Origin of the sequence: Bacteriovorax sp. BSW11_IV, assembly GCF_000447755.1 — a bacterium.
GTDB lineage: Bacteria > Bdellovibrionota > Bacteriovoracia > Bacteriovoracales > Bacteriovoracaceae > BSW11-IV.
In genome coordinates, this window is the sequence record NZ_AUNE01000010.1 from 75,186 (window position 1) to 91,063 (window position 15,878).

16 protein-coding genes are annotated in these 15,878 nt (G+C 37.2%); 7 read left to right on the forward strand and 9 right to left on the reverse strand.

Features of this window, described 5'->3' with window-relative positions; genetic code table 11:
- Window positions 1–47 precede the first annotated feature (47 nt).
- The 4 genes from lexA to M899_RS03345 all read left to right on the forward strand — a co-directional run bounded on the left by lexA (window position 48) and on the right by M899_RS03345 (window position 4,144).
- Window positions 48–662 carry a transcriptional repressor LexA gene (lexA, locus tag M899_RS03330; RefSeq protein ID WP_034727753.1) on the forward strand — a complete coding sequence of 205 codons (615 nt, stop codon included), beginning with the start codon at window positions 48–50 and terminating at the stop codon, window positions 660–662.
- Complete coding sequence (dinB, locus tag M899_RS03335) at window positions 655–1,815, forward strand: DNA polymerase IV (RefSeq protein WP_021270083.1); 1,161 nt, start codon at window positions 655–657, stop codon at window positions 1,813–1,815. The genes lexA and dinB overlap by 8 nt, the downstream gene beginning before the upstream one ends.
- A 70-nt stretch (window positions 1,816–1,885) precedes the next feature.
- Complete coding sequence (locus tag M899_RS03340; protein WP_021270100.1) at window positions 1,886–3,772, forward strand: alpha/beta fold hydrolase; 1,887 nt, start codon at window positions 1,886–1,888, stop codon at window positions 3,770–3,772.
- Window positions 3,773–3,889: 117 nt separating this feature from the next.
- Window positions 3,890–4,144, forward strand: coding sequence for a hypothetical protein (locus tag M899_RS03345; RefSeq protein WP_021270033.1), 255 nt, complete (start codon window positions 3,890–3,892; stop codon window positions 4,142–4,144).
- On the opposite strand, the gene M899_RS03350 is transcribed toward M899_RS03345, so the two are convergent.
- Complete coding sequence (locus M899_RS03350; RefSeq protein WP_021269934.1) at window positions 4,141–5,331, reverse strand: hypothetical protein; 1,191 nt, start codon at window positions 5,329–5,331, stop codon at window positions 4,141–4,143. The two genes, M899_RS03345 and M899_RS03350, sit on opposite strands and share 4 nt — an antisense overlap.
- A gap of 205 nt (window positions 5,332–5,536) precedes the next feature.
- On the opposite strand from M899_RS03350, the gene M899_RS03355 reads away from it, so the two are divergent.
- The gene (locus M899_RS03355; RefSeq protein ID WP_021270036.1) at window positions 5,537–5,839 is read left to right on the forward strand and encodes a hypothetical protein; all 303 of its coding nucleotides are present in this window, start codon (window positions 5,537–5,539) and stop codon (window positions 5,837–5,839) included.
- 50 nt (window positions 5,840–5,889) lie between these two features.
- On the opposite strand, the gene M899_RS03360 is transcribed toward M899_RS03355, so the two are convergent.
- The 7 genes from M899_RS03360 to murI form a co-directional block, all read right to left on the reverse strand.
- The gene (locus tag M899_RS03360) at window positions 5,890–6,444 is read right to left on the reverse strand and encodes a hypothetical protein (protein WP_021269931.1); all 555 of its coding nucleotides are present in this window, start codon (window positions 6,442–6,444) and stop codon (window positions 5,890–5,892) included.
- A gap of 145 nt (window positions 6,445–6,589) precedes the next feature.
- Entirely contained in the window at window positions 6,590–8,155 is a 1,566-nt protein-coding gene (locus tag M899_RS03365) for an endonuclease/exonuclease/phosphatase (protein ID WP_021270105.1), read from the reverse strand.
- Window positions 8,156–8,290: 135 nt separating this feature from the next.
- Window positions 8,291–9,067, reverse strand: a complete 777-nt coding sequence (locus M899_RS03370; RefSeq protein ID WP_155897060.1) for a hypothetical protein — start codon at window positions 9,065–9,067, stop codon at window positions 8,291–8,293.
- A 91-nt stretch (window positions 9,068–9,158) separates the two neighbouring features.
- Window positions 9,159–10,325 carry a hypothetical protein gene (locus tag M899_RS03375; protein ID WP_021270104.1) on the reverse strand — a complete coding sequence of 389 codons (1,167 nt, stop codon included), beginning with the start codon at window positions 10,323–10,325 and terminating at the stop codon, window positions 9,159–9,161.
- Window positions 10,326–10,419: 94 nt separating this feature from the next.
- Window positions 10,420–11,715 (reverse strand): GHKL domain-containing protein, encoded by a 1,296-nt coding sequence (locus tag M899_RS03380; protein WP_021270049.1) that lies wholly within the window; start codon window positions 11,713–11,715, stop codon window positions 10,420–10,422.
- Between the two features lie 36 nt (window positions 11,716–11,751).
- Window positions 11,752–13,032 carry a phosphopyruvate hydratase gene (gene eno / locus M899_RS03385; RefSeq protein WP_021269993.1) on the reverse strand — a complete coding sequence of 427 codons (1,281 nt, stop codon included), beginning with the start codon at window positions 13,030–13,032 and terminating at the stop codon, window positions 11,752–11,754.
- 52 nt (window positions 13,033–13,084) lie between these two features.
- Entirely contained in the window at window positions 13,085–13,855 is a 771-nt protein-coding gene (gene murI, locus M899_RS03390; protein ID WP_021270130.1) for a glutamate racemase, read from the reverse strand.
- 76 nt (window positions 13,856–13,931) lie between these two features.
- Here murI and M899_RS03395 point away from each other — a divergent pair, with 76 nt between their 5' ends.
- Complete coding sequence (locus M899_RS03395) at window positions 13,932–14,357, forward strand: thioesterase family protein (protein WP_021269988.1); 426 nt, start codon at window positions 13,932–13,934, stop codon at window positions 14,355–14,357.
- Window positions 14,347–15,066, forward strand: a complete 720-nt coding sequence (locus M899_RS03400; protein ID WP_021270152.1) for a hypothetical protein — start codon at window positions 14,347–14,349, stop codon at window positions 15,064–15,066. The genes M899_RS03395 and M899_RS03400 overlap by 11 nt, the downstream gene beginning before the upstream one ends.
- Here the strand turns inward: M899_RS03400 and M899_RS03405 are convergent.
- Window positions 15,063–15,875 (reverse strand): hypothetical protein, encoded by an 813-nt coding sequence (locus M899_RS03405; RefSeq protein ID WP_021270078.1) that lies wholly within the window; start codon window positions 15,873–15,875, stop codon window positions 15,063–15,065. The genes M899_RS03400 and M899_RS03405 overlap by 4 nt on opposite strands.
- Between the last annotated feature and the right edge of the window lie 3 nt (window positions 15,876–15,878).

The following is a 15,878-nucleotide window of genomic DNA, read 5'->3' on the forward strand; positions in this document are numbered from 1 at the left end:
CCAAAAAAGTGCTTGACTTACGCACAACTTACGCACAAAATAAGTCCATGGCACTAACTAAAAAACAAAAAGAAATTTACGACTATATCTGCAGATACTACCAAGAACACGGCGTATCTCCCACTCAAAAAGAAATAAAAGAGGAATTTTCTTTTAAATCTTTTGGCTCAGTTCAAAAATATATCAGTTATCTCAGTGACGCAGGTCTACTAGAAAATGATTGGAATGCTCGACGCGGACTTAAGCCTGCTACAACAAAACAAGAGCGCAATGACAACGAGATTGCTCTTCTTGGAAATGTCGCTGCAGGGATTCCAATTGAGGCCATTGAAAATCCAAGCGATACGATCACAATTCCTGACCATATGAGAAAAATAAGAGGTCCGCTTTTTGCTCTTCATGTAGTGGGTGATTCCATGATTGAAGATGGTATTCTCGATGGTGATATCATTGTTTGTCGCCATCAAGTGACGGCCAATCAAGGTGAAACGATTGTTGCTGTCGTTGATGGTGAGGCCACTGTTAAAAAGTTTTTTAAAAAGAAAAATCTGATAGAACTTCACCCGGCCAATAAAACAATGAGGCCTTTTATCATTGATCCAAATGAACAGGATATTAAGGTTGCAGGAGTTCTTGTGGGACTCATGCGCTTTTATGAATAATCCAGCAAAAAAAATCATTCATATCGATATGGATTGTTTCTATGCTCAAGTTGAAATGAGAGACAATCCAAAACTCCAGAACATTCCTCTGGCCATTGGCGGAAAACCAGGCACGAGGAGTGTTCTATGCACGGCCAATTATACTGCAAGAAAATATGGCGTAAGATCGGCCATGCCAAGCAATACGGCCGTAAAACTATGCCCAGGGCTAGTTATTATGCCACCCAATTTTCATAAGTACAAAAAAGAAAGTGAAATCATTCAAGAAGTATTCTATGAGTACACTGATCTCGTAGAACCTCTAAGTCTTGATGAGGCCTATCTCGATGTTTCAAATTGTACAGAATGTCACGGCAGTGCGACTTTAATAGCGAAAGAAATCAAAAGAAAAATCTTTGAGCGCACAGGCCTGACAGCAAGCGCTGGCGTCGCCCCTAATAAGTTCTTGGCCAAAGTGGCCAGTGAATGGAATAAACCCAATGGGCTCTTTGTCATTACGCCTGATAAAGTCATGGACTTTGTTCCCACTTTGCCAGTGAAGAAAATTAATGGTGTTGGCCCAGTTACCGCAGCTCGCTTGAAAGAAGCGGGAATTGAAACCTGTGGCGATATAAAAAAACTTGGACTCAGAAAATTGCAAATGCATTTTTCAAGTTTTGGAGAAACTCTGTGGGATTACGCCCATGGTATAGATAATCGCGACGTTGTCACGGATTGGACAAGAAAGAGTTTAAGTTGTGAACAAACTTACATGAGTGACATCGACAATTTAGACGCCTGTCTTTTTGAAGTCCCCTCGCTTCTTGAAGAGGTCACGGACAGACTCATGCGCTTTAAACAAAAACATGAGAGTAAAGGGGGTGGACCCCTGCGATTAAAAAAAGGATTTATAAAGCTAAAATTTCATAATTTTAAATCAGTCACGGTTGAAAAAACCCGCACCGATGACCTGCTTGATCAATTCTGGCAAAGCGGCTCTATTAATGCAGACATTATAGAATATTTCAAAGAGCTTCTCACTGAGGCCTACATGAGAAATCCCATTCCTGTTCGATTAATTGGAGTTGGGCTTCGTTTTGAAGAGGCCACACCAGAAAATTGCAGTGACGCACAGGATGAAATTGATCTTTTTTCATTTGATTTTCCACTATAAAATTTGTGCAAATATCTCATAACCCTCAAGAATATTTGCCTCAAACAAAGCAAAATGATAGCTTTTATTCATGAATATTTTCTTTTGCGACAACACAAACCCCGATGAATATCTTGCGAGCTTTTTAAAGTGCTTCAATGAGAATATTCCCTTTGTCGCATTAAATCCTCATTCCCCAGAGAGTGAAAAGCAACGTCAAAAAGAAGAAGTTCTTAAATCACAAAGAGAAGACTTTGCTTTAGTTGTTTTCACTTCAGGCTCAACAGGAACTCCCAAAGGAATCGTTCACTCAAAAGAAAACCTTTTAATTGCAGCAAAAAGCTCCTGTGAGCATTATCATTTTCAAAAAGATGAAACCTATGGCCTAACACTCCCACTCTTTCACATTGGCGGTCTTATGATTGCCCTAAGAATGCAGTTATGTGAAGGACATGTACAAATCTGTGACCCTAGCGATGTGAAGAGTTTTCTTGATCCAAAGATTAATTACCTCAGCCTAGTGTCGACACAATTATTAAGACTATGTGAATACCTGGAAAAGAATAAACCAACACATAATTTAAAAGGGATAATTCTGGGTGGGGCCCGTACACCAAAAGAAACATTAGAGCGGGCCTTGTCTCACAATCTTTTGTTATCGAATTCTTACGGTCAAAGTGAAACATGCGCCCAGGTAATGGCCACTGCTTTTACTAAAAACCTCTCTGTACTGGAAAGCGTTGGCACAATCATGCCCTATAGAAATATTAAATTCGATCAAGGTAGCATCGTTATTTCCTCTCCAGGAATTATGATGGGTCATTTGGATGAAAAAGAAATTTTAACAGAAATAAGACCAACAGACTCTTTTGAGTATAAAAACAATCTTTTCTACGTAACAGGAAGGACAGATCAGGTTTTTCAAAGTGGCGGAGAAAATATTAATCCTGAAGAAATAGAAAGAGAACTGCTAGAGCTGCCAGGAATTCAAGATGCTCTTATTACAAATGTTCATCACCCACAATTTGATCAAGTGGCCGTATGCCATATTGAAGTTTCAAAAATTGAAAATGCTCTATTCTATAAAGAACTCTTAAAAACAAGGCTCTCTTCATACAAAATTCCTAAATGCTTCTATATGAATACCAATAGCGAGTACTTACAAAAAGGAATAAAAAAGAACAGGCTTCTTGCAAAAGAGCATTCTTTACCAGAGAGCGCATTTAGAAAAGTCTGCTATGGAGATCCGAGAAGGCCTATGATTGTTTTTCTTCATGGTTTCATGGGTCAAAAAGAAGATTTTAATGAAGTGATAGAAAATTTATGGCAAGACTATTTTTGTGTGGCCATTGATCTTCCTGGACATGGAGAGAGCTCGGGTCTTCATTTCCCAAATTGGGAATCGCTCATAAATGAGCTTTCTAGCGAACTTAAAAGTTATAAGAGGGATATAATCCTTTACGGTTATTCCCAAGGGGCACGCGTGGCCATTGCTTTGAAAGAATGCTCTTCTTTTATCACAAAACTTTTCATTGAATCTGGCAATGCAGGCATTCCTGAAGAAGAAAAAAAAGACAGAAAAAAATTTGAAGAATCTTTTTTCCAAAATATTCATAATGAAGAAGACTTTAAGAACTTTTTAAAAAAATGGTATCAGATGCCACTTTTTGGAAATATTCTTCATCATAAAAATGCTTTGAAACTTCTCGATAAAAAATATTCCCAACTCGAAGGTTTTAAAAAGACATTGGAATATATGTCTTTATTTAATCAAAAAAATTATTGGCCAGAGTTTGAAAACTTCAGTGCGAATACATACTTTGCGACAGGCGAGTATGACTTGAAGTATAAGGGCATTGGTGAGCGTTTTAAAAAGTATGGAACCGAACTAACACTTATACCAAACGCTTCTCACAAGGCCCATTTTGAGTCCCCAATGGCCATTTCCACATGGATTCGTGATAAGTTATCCTACTGAAATAACGTGAATCTCATATATTCGACTAAAACCATCAAGAGAAAGTGTCGATAAGCTGTTATGGCCTCAGTACAAAAAATTCTCAATTCCTTAACGCATTCATCCCGATCTAAATCGGTGGAAAATCTTGTTGAGGAGTTAAAAGAAAACAATCGCCACTTTGTCGAAGTACAAAAAGAGATTCGTCAAAAAGAACTCGCGCCCTCTCAAACAAAGAATTCACCTTATGTTGAAGATCGCCCCTTTCATGACCCCTTTGCAAGAAAGGGATCGGATTTTGAAACAGATTGGAAAAAAACGGCCACTCGTGATGAACAGGCCAATGAAATTTACCGCGAAGATAATTTAAAAAAACTTAATATCATCTTCTAATGATATTTCTTTAAAATATAATTCCCTATTTCTTCAAACTTATTAAAAATGATTTTTCCCATTTTTTGATGAAGGACTCCTCGAGTTTGATCTAGTTCGTTAATCTCATAGAATTTATGTTCATAGAAAGACCCACAATTTTTTGAGGTATTGTACTTATAACTACTCACAATATGATCAAGAATATCATGGTCTAAGAAATCCCTATATTCTACTAATGATCGTGAATACTCAGGAGAAAGACCAAAATTCAAACATGATTTATCATTGGCCGTCACAATATTTAAAAGTAAAAATGTATAAGAAACAAGACCTTCATCTTGCCCGATACTGGCCCTTTCAGTGAATGCCTTATTAAAAATAGCACTTGGGTTAAGGCCATAGCGAAGACGATATTGAGAATAGATTGAAAACTCTAAAAGAGTTTGAACAAAGAAGGGATGAAAGTTTTCCAACATGCTAAGTCCATAAGTGACTGAGACAGTTGAACTCTCCATAAAAATAACTAGACTATGTCTAAAATTATCAAAAATTTTATTTTTATAACCTTTGTTAAAGTAATGCTCTCTAAGAGCGCCTGATTCATACACTCCCTTTTTATTCATTTCAAAGACATAGTCATCCCATGCTTTCTTCGCCATCTGATCCAATTCTAAAATAGCTTCCCAGTCGAGTGATTTTTCTAGATATGAATGTGAGAGTTCAAAAGTACTTTTTTCGGCCCTCCTCCTATAAGGAGGAATTAATATTAAACCAGAGTCATATTTATAATCAAAATCAAGATTTTTATGTTGAAATGGCACTTCTCCATTATCTGTTGAAACAACTTTATAATGCCCATTATCTAAAAGCATACTTTGTGATCTCAAAACAATATCAACTTCATTATCAAATGATTGCTTAAACCTTGCTCCCTCAAAATTCATCCTAGAAAATGGAATTCCTGAACTTTTAAACGGTTTTTTCAAATCAACGCTCATCAAAGAGGCACAGAAACTATATTCGAGATAGTTTAGACCTTCTTTTGCGAGGATTGAATAAACCCCTTGTGAAATCTTTATTCTTTGTGGACAGTAAAACTGGGCCCATGAATATGTAGGAGCTAAGAGAAAAATGAAACAATAGACACTTGACGATTCTATCGACAATTTCCTCATCCAATTCTTCAAAAATTCAATAACTTCCATAATCATATCCCTGTTAAAGGCCTTATATTGCCAATACTATGCCAGTTTCTGGTTACTAGTATTATGATAAGTTCTGACAATTTGGGACCATTTATAGAGCTGTGACAAGCTTGCCCTACAAAATAATTTATAAATAAAACAATGCAGTTGCACAATTTTTGGGAAGCGATAAAAGCACAAACAACATAAACAATGGGAGTCGAATATGAAATTATTAATGCTTACTTGTGCTTTCTTGATAACTCTAAGTTCCTCTGCAAATATTTCAAGAGAAGAAATTCAACACGCAATTAATCAGGCCGTTATTGAAACAGATCTTATTTTTTCATGCTCACCAGAAGCAGTTGGAGATGTCGAGGCCTTTATTCAAGAGATGAGAGAGCTTGATGAAGAATTAGAAAGTAAGTATAGGGCCTTATTTAATTGTTCAAAACAAATTGAGAAGGCCATTGAATTTGGTCTGAATTTAGATGAAATTACGAATATTATTAATGAAAAAAGCTTTTAATATTAGTCATGCGACGTTCACCACAAATGAACGTCGCTATTTGTATTTTGTTATTCAACAAAAAACTCAGGTTTTCTAATATCGTTACCATAAAAAGTCATTGTAATACTTCCAGATTGCTCATTTGAATATTTGATCATATTCACTAAATCACGTGAATTTTCAATATTTAGACGATGTCCATATAAGTAAACATTTTGATTTTTAAATGAAAAATTTTCTGATGATATATTCTTCAAAACGATAGTATCATCTCTAAACAAACTATTTTCAATAGTCTCACCAGATAAGGTCGCAATAAAGTGATCTCGATCTCCACGAGATTGGTAAAGATCAACTTTTTTGTTATGATGTAAGGCCACAATACTTGCAAGTCTTAAAGCATTCATATTTGGTAGATAAGGAAATAAGAAACCTAAGTCACTGGCCAAGGGCGTATTTGAAAGCTCTATTTGACAAACTGAGGCCAAACCGCCACCTTGACATTCAGTTTTCAAATTATGTGCATCGACACTCTTATATTTCAAAACAAGATCACTCTCTAGATCAAAAAACTCACCATAACTAAATGTACTCAAAGATAAAATTAAAAATAAAAACTTCATAGGAATTCCTTGGTTGGAGATAATTACTAATGAGCAAGATCAATGCCAACTGATCAACCAATAAACAGAGATTTATATTGCTCTTTCTTGGCCAGGCACAATATAAAAAGGAATATGAACAAACAATGGTCACTTTTATCTAAAACTAGTTTCGACAATTAATCTCAATCGGTAAATGATCGCTTATAAGTTCTCGGTAGACACGGTAATAAGAATCATCACTAAACTGCGAATTAAAAACTCTTGAAGCAAAATCTTTCATTTCACTTTGAATGGATTTCTCATCATGAGTATCGACGATCTTAGAGCGGACAATGCGCTTTTTCTTTAAAAGTTCATCTTTTAATTCTGAAAACCTTAAAGAAACAATCTCTTTTGCTCTTTCATTGTGAGAATAAATATAACCCTCAAGTAATTCATCAGAGCGAATGAGATAGTGCTCGCGAATATATTCATCAACAACAGGATCTGTCATAAAATCCATGGCCTTAACAGAGTTCAAGTCACATTCACTAGTCTCTTTTTCATCAAGAATAAAGTGATCATAATTAGAAGCATGACCATCTGTTTTCTCACCCTTGCTATCATAGCGAATATCGGTAACAGATGAGAGATCACTATTTAAAAGCACAGCATTCTCATGCCCGTGAATTATTTTCTGAAGGGCATCATTGTTAGACTCAAGATTAAAATCTCCCGTGTAGATAATATCTTTTTCACGGTATTTCTCTTTGATCATTGAAATAAAATCCAATGTCATCTTTACTTCACCTAATCTAGCGTATGTTTCAGCAGTGGCGCCACTTCCAAGCTCTTCAATACTTTTAACATTGAAAACTTTTTGTAGGATTTCTTTTCTTAACCCCCCTGCACTTGGAGATGTAAAGATCACATGTGCAGAAAGAAGAGTGAAATCGAACTTTCCAGAAACAAAACTTCCCATAAAAGGACGTCTAGAAAATAGATTTTTATAATCATAACCCCTATCAAATTTTGAAAAGTGTGGAGTACAGGCAACAGGATTACCTTTATTCATTGTCACCATATCACGGCAATATTCATTTACCTTAGGGCGAACCTTTGTTGCTCGGTAATAGAAACCAACAAGCTCTTCTACGTCACCATCTTTTTGCGCCTCCCCTCTACTAGAGAGTAACAGCGCCCAAGAAGGATCAAGCTTTCTAAGTTCAATGAGAATTTTAAAATATCCTGGAACATTATAGATGCGAACCAATTCATCCATCGTCGTATTAAGAGACTTATTCTCCGTTATCTTTTGAATTTCTGAAATGATACGCTCATTATCACTTGCCTCATCACCAACAGTTGGTAGGAGTTCTTGTGCGGCCACGATGTCATAGCGATTTAAAATTTGCGCAACGAGGGTCAAATCTTTAAAACGAGAATTCGATTTACCAGGGTGCCAGACATTAAAGCTGGCCAATTTAACGCCACCAGAGGCCTTTAAACCACGCTTATAATACTTTCTTGAGGCATCTGAATGATAGTGATGGTAATTATTATTGCAATCAATTGAGATCCTTTGATCTAAAGGCAGCGCCTTCTCACTATAGAGCTCATTTTGCTTGCACAAAGTTTTATAGGCGATGGTTTTTTGATCAACCACTTGATCTGTGACCTCTTCAATTGCGAATGAATAGTTCAAACTGAAGCTCAAAATTAGGAGCGATAGAAGATGAGGCCTTTTCATAAATATAGTCCTGACAATAAATTAACTAAATTTTAATGAGCAAAAATGATGCCAGTAATGTGAGGGATTTTGGAGGGAAATTGACTACTTTTTAAACACAATTAAAAAAGGGTGACATCGTCACCCTTTCCTATTTTATGCGTCTTCTTTTTTCTTTTTTACTTTTTTCTTGGCGACTTTTTTAGCACCTTTACCTTTGCCTTTTTTCATCTTCATGACAGCAAATCCAACAGCTGCAGCTCCAATGATATACATAAGCATATCAGCAGCACCACCACCAGAGTTGTCTTTTTGTTTTTGCTTACCTGAAACTGAAATATCTAGTAGATCATTTTCACTACCAACGAAGGCACCTTCACCTGGAAGTGAGTCTCCACTACCTTTTTTAACCAGTTGGGTCCCTGTCTTTTTCATCTGAGCAAATACTTTTAATGATTCAACAATCTTATCAATAACTTTTTGATAGGCCTGATAGTGATCTTTTGAAACAGAGAAAGTTACAAGAACACCAAGATCACCTTTAACAGTCGCAAGATAACGAGTGTAGAAACCAGGAACCTCACTCGCTAGGTGAAGTGAATCAATCCACTGGTGGCCACTGATATCCTTAGCATTAGTATACTTTGGTTCAGACACTTGCTTCTTTCCTCCAGGGAGGTTGAAGGCACGAGAATTTTTTAAGTATGTTTGGTAGGCCGAAAGTGTATCTTCATCCCCGCGCAATTTTGCAGCAAGAATAATAATGGCCTCGCGCTTTCTGTCAGTATTTGTAGACTGACATACCCACTCCGATCCTTCTAGAGCACATTCCCAACCTGAGGGTAATTGAAACTCCGTGAACTCACTTGTGAACATTTTCGCTTCACTACTCAGTGACAGAATAAGAGCGAAACTCAATAAGAACTTTCTCATAAGCATCTTGTTAATCCTTTAATATTGGAGACAAATTTATTGTAACCTAACTTAACCACAAGGCCCAAGATGTGGCCCTTTTTTCCAATTTTCAATTAGTTGCTCTGGCAACAAATCCTTTCATGATTGGCACTTTTTTATAAATCTTAGCGAGCTTAATGATGGACCAGTTCGCTCCAATTTCAACGACCACGCCAGAGGCCACAAGTGTGTTGCCTCCAAAATAATCTGTTTGATAAACATCGAATTTCATACCCTTTTCGACATCTTGAGCAATTCCATGATCAATTTTTACAAACTTACCGCGCGGGGAAACTTTTAGCACAGTGGCCTCAATATCATATTCTTTAAAGGCCTCTACCTTATCAATCTTCTTATCACGACCCTTAGAGGCGATTGTGATAGAAATCCCCATGTCGTAGCCCTTGTCATATGAAGTTGCTTGTAAGGTTGATCCAAAAAAACCACCAATTCTGAAACTGTCAAAAGCATAGTAGGCCTTACCATAGGCCCTCGCAAAAGCTCTGTTCACAGAATTATACATACGAGTTTGTCCTGTGGCCTGGAAGCTTCTTTCCTCTCTTGCGTCTTGCCCCATAGAATAGACACCATTCATACCACCACCAAAAGCAAAGCGCGTAAAATGCCACAATGTTGAGACGTCGTATTGAACTTCAGCACTCATTTCATTGGCCGGCATCACATAAGAAATAGAAGCATCAAAAGCATGATCTTTTTTTCTTAACCATGAGGCATCTAACGTTAAAGATAGCTCAGTCCCACTATCGCCTAGTACTTGATCCTCGGAATCTATCGCGTCCTCAGTATCGTAATTTGTATTTGTATAGGAAGTTTGTAGCACCTTTCCACTAATTGCATAGCGCATATTACCAGTTGGCGAGAAAGGATATTTTATAGAGGCCCAATATGATTCGAGGCCTGAATTAGTATTTTCTTGTGCTTCAGTTGTTGATTTCACCATTCTGTAGCGGCCACCAAGTCCAAATTCGAGACTGCGTGAAAATCCGTAACGAACACCAAAGTCCACATCAGTTTTAGCAAAACCTGCACCCTCATCAAAGGCAACCTCGTTTCCTTCATCATCAATGCGAGCAGTAGATTCGTACTGAGAAGCGCTTACATCAATTTGAAAACCTTTCTCTGGAACGATTTCTCCCGCTGGACGATAAAGCATTTGAGCAGATGCCATAGGCATTAAGGGAATTAATAAAAAGGGTATCAGTATTCTTTTTTTCATAACCTTCCTTGGTGTATAGATATAGAATACTAATAAAGTTGTCTTTGCGCCAAAGTTTGAAAGATTTTCCTCGTTTAAAGATACAAAGGAAACTTTAAGCAGATTTTTTTAATTGTTCATTGCTAGGTCGAGGCAGAAAAATTTCATTAATCCAAAGTCCATTTTCAATTTTAAAAGAAAAGTCCCCTCCAATACTGTCTACCAGAGTATTTATGGACTCAAGCCCGTGACCAGTTGTCTTATCATTTTGGGCAAGTAATATGATTTTTCCAAGATCGCTATGAAGATTTGAGCGTTCAAGATCATTTAACTGAGTAATTTTGTTTTTTACCGTAATATGAAGTCCATCTTCTTTGTAATCAAAAATGAATTCTGCACTTCGCGATTTCGCTTCAGAGATATTCTTTACGATATTTGTCATGACTCTATGAAAAATAGGATAGTAAACCATACAATTGGCCCTAATCTCCAAAGGGGCCTCACTTGCCGCTCCACCTCTAAAAATGAAATGCCCTTCGACATTTGACTCCGGAAGATAATTATCCACGAGATTCAAAAGACCAATTTTAGCAAAATCAAAACTCACTACATCATAATGGCCATGGAGATTCTTATGCCCTAGACCAAAATGATCCTTGATCAGAGCTTGCATCATTCTTAGCTCACCCAAAAGAAGAAGATTCTCATCTGTAGATGTTTCTTTGCCTGATGAAATTTTTGAATTTAAAAATAGAGAAAGCCCATGAGTGTGATTGATGAGATCGTGAAAAAAAAGTTTGTCTTTTTTATCATTCGAAACGCTGGCCACATTTCCAGTCTTTTTCTTTAACAATACACCCACTAAAGAGCGTTGATTTTGAAGTACATATTCATTGGACAAATAAACAAGCCCCATAACCCAGAAAGAAAAAACGAAAAAAAGAATCCCCTCAGAATATGAGATGAATGTCATATCTTTGATGGCAGAGAAGGCCAAAAATGCACAGGCCCCCATGAGGTAGAGAAAAAGCCCTTTGCGTTCACTTTTATCAATGCCCTTTTCATCTCTATACATAAAGAAAAATGTACCGCAAACACAAGGCACAAGTCCTAAGTAGAGACCGCCCATATTTTGATACTTGAAGGTCAGGGCCACGCAGCAAATTGTCTGAAAAAGGAAATAAAGTGGATAGGTTTTAAGAAGTTTATACTCTTCAGTCCTATGGTAATGACCTAAAAAGAAATAATAATTTCCTACTAGAAAAAGAGATTCAACAAATGAATGAAGGAGAAATAAGTCATTCTTGTAATAGAAACCAAGCCAAAGAGAAAGACTCGCAAGAAAAGCAAAGGCCATATACAAATCGTATATGTGAAGTCTTTGTCCCAATTGTCTTAGCTTATGAACCATAAAAAAGGCCTCTATTATAGAGGCCTTTCAATATGATTATTTTACAACATTGAAACTAGCTTCACTTCCTAGGGCCTCTTCAATTCTAAGAAGTTGGTTGTACTTTTCCATTCTGTCTGAACGGCTTGCAGAACCTGTTTTAATGTGACCAGCAGCACAAGCTACGGCAAGATCAGCAATAAAACTGTCACCAGTTTCACCTGAACGGTGAGAAATGATGGCACTATAGTTGTTATTGAACGCAAGCTCTAGAGTTTCAAAAGTTTCAGTTAATGATCCAATTTGATTTACTTTTACAAGAATCGAATTGGCCATTTTCTTATCGATACCTTGTTGTAAGATTTTTTTGTTCGTTACAAAAACATCATCACCAACAAGAACAACTTTTGTCCCTAAGGCCTCAGTCAATTTTACCCAACCGTCGTAGTCAGATTCATCAAGACCGTCTTCAATAGAATAGATCGGATATTTCGCACAAAGATCTGAGTAATATTTGATCATTTCTTCGCTTGAAAGTTCTTTTCCTTCCATTGTGTATTTACCATTTTTGTAAAACTCTGAAGAAGCAGCATCGAGTGAAAGTGAAATATCTTTACCTGGCTCATAACCAGCAAGTTTGATTGCTTTTAGGATACATTCAATGGCCTCTTCGTGAGATTGAAGATTTGGAGCAAATCCACCCTCGTCTCCAACGTTAGTTGAGTAGTTTTGTTCACTAAGCACTTTTTTAAGAGAATGAAAAACTTCAACACCAGCTCTGAAATTTTCAGAAAATGATTTTTTCATATGAGGAACAATCATAAATTCTTGAATATCAAGATTGTTTGAAGCATGAGCGCCACCATTGATGATATTCATAAGTGGTGCCGGAAGCGTCATTGAATTTTGTGCCATTGGTACTTTTAAAAATTTATTTAAATAAACAAATAGCGGCATACCTTCATCCATAGCACCCGCGCGAGCAGCGGCCATCGAAACAGCAAGAATAGCATTGGCCCCAAGATTGGCCTTATTTTCAGTTCCATCTAATTCAAGCATCGCCATATCAAGGGCGCGAAGATCAGTTACTTCTTTACCAAGAAGCATTGGACGAATTCTATCATTAACATTACCCACGGCCTTTCTAACAGATTTTCCACAGTAATATGATTTGTCACCATCACGAAGCTCTAGAGCTTCTCTTGTTCCTGTTGATGCTCCAGAAGGAACAGCTGCTAAAGCAACGCTTCCCTTTTCTGTATGAATTTCAGCTTCAACTGTTGGGTTTCCTCTTGAATCTAAAATTTGTCGTGCGATGATTTTTGTAATTTTTGACATACGCTTATCCGTCCTTCGTGGAATTAATAATCGAGAAAATTATAACTGGCCTTTAAAGCTCTGGCCACGGCCCATTGCAACTAAATTCCATTGGCGAGAACTGCTCACCTTTGGAGCTGCGGGCAAACATAAATTTAACACTCTGTGTGCCAGCAGGGAGACTCTCAAGCTTTAGTAGAGAAAGGACCCTTTTGGAAATGGCCGAGCATGGAGAAATAACTTCGGCCCCAAGGGCCTGTTGAATATAGTGACCCACTAAGGGGTAATGTGTGCAGCCCAAAATGACATATTGGTAATTGCGATCTTTTATTGGAGCTAGTTCTAATTGAATTTTTTGGGCAAGCTGAGTGTCTTTATGCCAAAAAGCGTGTTCAACAAGTTTGGCCATAGTTGGACAGCTAAAGTGATCCAATTTATTGTCGGGGTCCAATCTTTCTCGCAAGCGACAAAAACGCTCTGACTGACCAGTTAAAGGTGTAGTCAAAATAACAGCGCGATGCTCTTTTTGCCACGGGATATGATTAATCACGTTCACGTAGGGTTCAACTCCCACCAAAGTCATGTGAGGAAAACTGGCACGCAGATCCTCGATGGCCATGGCGGTGGCCGTGTTACAGGCGACAACGACTAATTCTATGCCCATGCTTTCAAATATTTTAACGATGGCCTTAGAACGATCTTTGACATATTCATCTGATTTAGACCCATAAGGAGCATGTGCGTCATCGGCCCAGTAAAAAACCTCTAAATCATGGCGCATGCAAAGCAAGTTTCTAAGAGTGCTCAGGCCACCGATGCCTGAATCGAACATTCCAATTTTCAAATAGGTCCTCACAAAGTATGATGACAAAACTGATTGAATTATCTTAGCAACCCTCACAAGCTTTGTGGAGTAAAGTTTGGCCAGAATAAAAATTAAAATACCTTCAAACAAGCTTTTTGAAACTACTTTGAATGTGCGCATTGATGATATCAATTATGGCAATCACATGAGTAACGATAGCGTCCTGCGCTATGCCCATGAAATTCGCCTACAATTTTTAAAAACTCAAAACTTCAGTGAAATGAATTTTTACCAACAAGGCCTCATCATGGGTGATGCCGCCGTTGTGTATAAGAGCGAGGCCTTCCACGGCGACAAGCTTAAGGCCACTCTATACATAGACGATATAACAGATTATGGTTTTGATTTTATCTACAGTCTTGATAACGAACAAACCAATAGACCTGTGGCCATCATAAAAACTGGAATGGTTTTCTTCAATTATACAGAAAGAAAGATTGCAAAAACGCCTGAGGAATTTAGGACAAAATATGCTATTTAACAGAAAGCTTACACAAGAAAAATACTTAGAACTTCTCGCAAAAACCGATTTTAAAAAAACAAATTGGCTCGCAATTGCAAAAAATCAAACTAAAAAAGATGCCTTTATTCATGAACTTTCAATTAATCTTGATGGCGAAGAACAATTGGCCTTAACTTATTTAAAAAAAGAATCTGACTGTGAAATCAACTGTTCAGTAAATAAATTCAAAAATAAATTTGGCCTCTTTAGTGACGAGGCCAACCTTGCCCAGAAAAATACGGATCTGTTTGTCCATGAACTTTTAGACCTCTACATAAAAAGATATATTCATCTACTAAAAACAAGTGATGAGAAATTGGCCACCGATCCAGCGGGTGAACAAAAAGGTCATGAGTGGTTAAGAGTGAGTTTTGAAGTTCTAAAAAGGGCGATTGATCACGCTAGTGTTGAAGACGATCTATTATTTGATCCAGTATTATTTATGGGTCAAAGGCCAGGAACCAACGAAGAAGTCCTACGCCTTCTTTGTTATAACTTAGATATAAATTATCAATTCCTAAGTGATGGAACTATTCACGTACGTGTGTATGATGACAAAAACAAAGAACGTGAAGAAAATAGAAAACCTAGTTTTCATGCAGTGTTCATTGGCATGAAGAACCAGGTTTTCGATGAAATGATCAAGCTATTAACTACTGTCGGTCGTGGCCTTGAACATAGAAGTTAAGGGCAAGTTAGATCATATTTTTCCATTACAGAACGATACTTTAAACCTACTCTCTTATAACTCTCATCTTTAGATGCAAGCAAAGGACAGTAGGTTTTCTTTGTTTGGGCCGCAATTTGTACATCGACAGCACTACTTGATAAAAACTCAGCAACATCATAAAGGGCCATTGAACTGCCTCGTTGAATAAATTTATTCAAACAATTCATGAGTTGTGTGTTGTCTTTGCGTTTATCAATTAACGTGAGTACATTTAGTATATTTGAATTGGTAAAATCACCACAACGCTCGGCCACAAGTTGTGAGCTATTCAAAGCATCGGCCAATAGTAATCCTTCGGCCTGAACTTCATCATTGGAAATGGCCATAACTTTTTGCAACTGTTCTGGTGTGATGGTCACATCATCATTATATTGGGCCCTTTCACGCAAAAAACTTAAACTTTTAACCAATGACCTATGATAACTTCCTTCATTTGGATCATAATAGCGCTCATTTTCTTTAAAATCTTGGCAAGTCTTCTTTAAGAGACAATCACTTAGATTATCCACGACTTTAACAACATCAGCTATATCATCAGTGGAAAGGCCATCACTTTTGGCAGAACTTTGATCATCAACTCTATCATTAATTTTTGCAACAATGCTCTGATCTACTTCTGATGAAACATGATCTTGAATTTTTTTATTTTCACTTTCTTTCATTTCTAATGTTCTTAAATCTGTATCCTGTGGAATAGGAATATCACGCTTCATATAAAGCAGGGCCGTAATCCCAAGGATAAGAACTAAGCTAAAAAATTTCTTCACAAC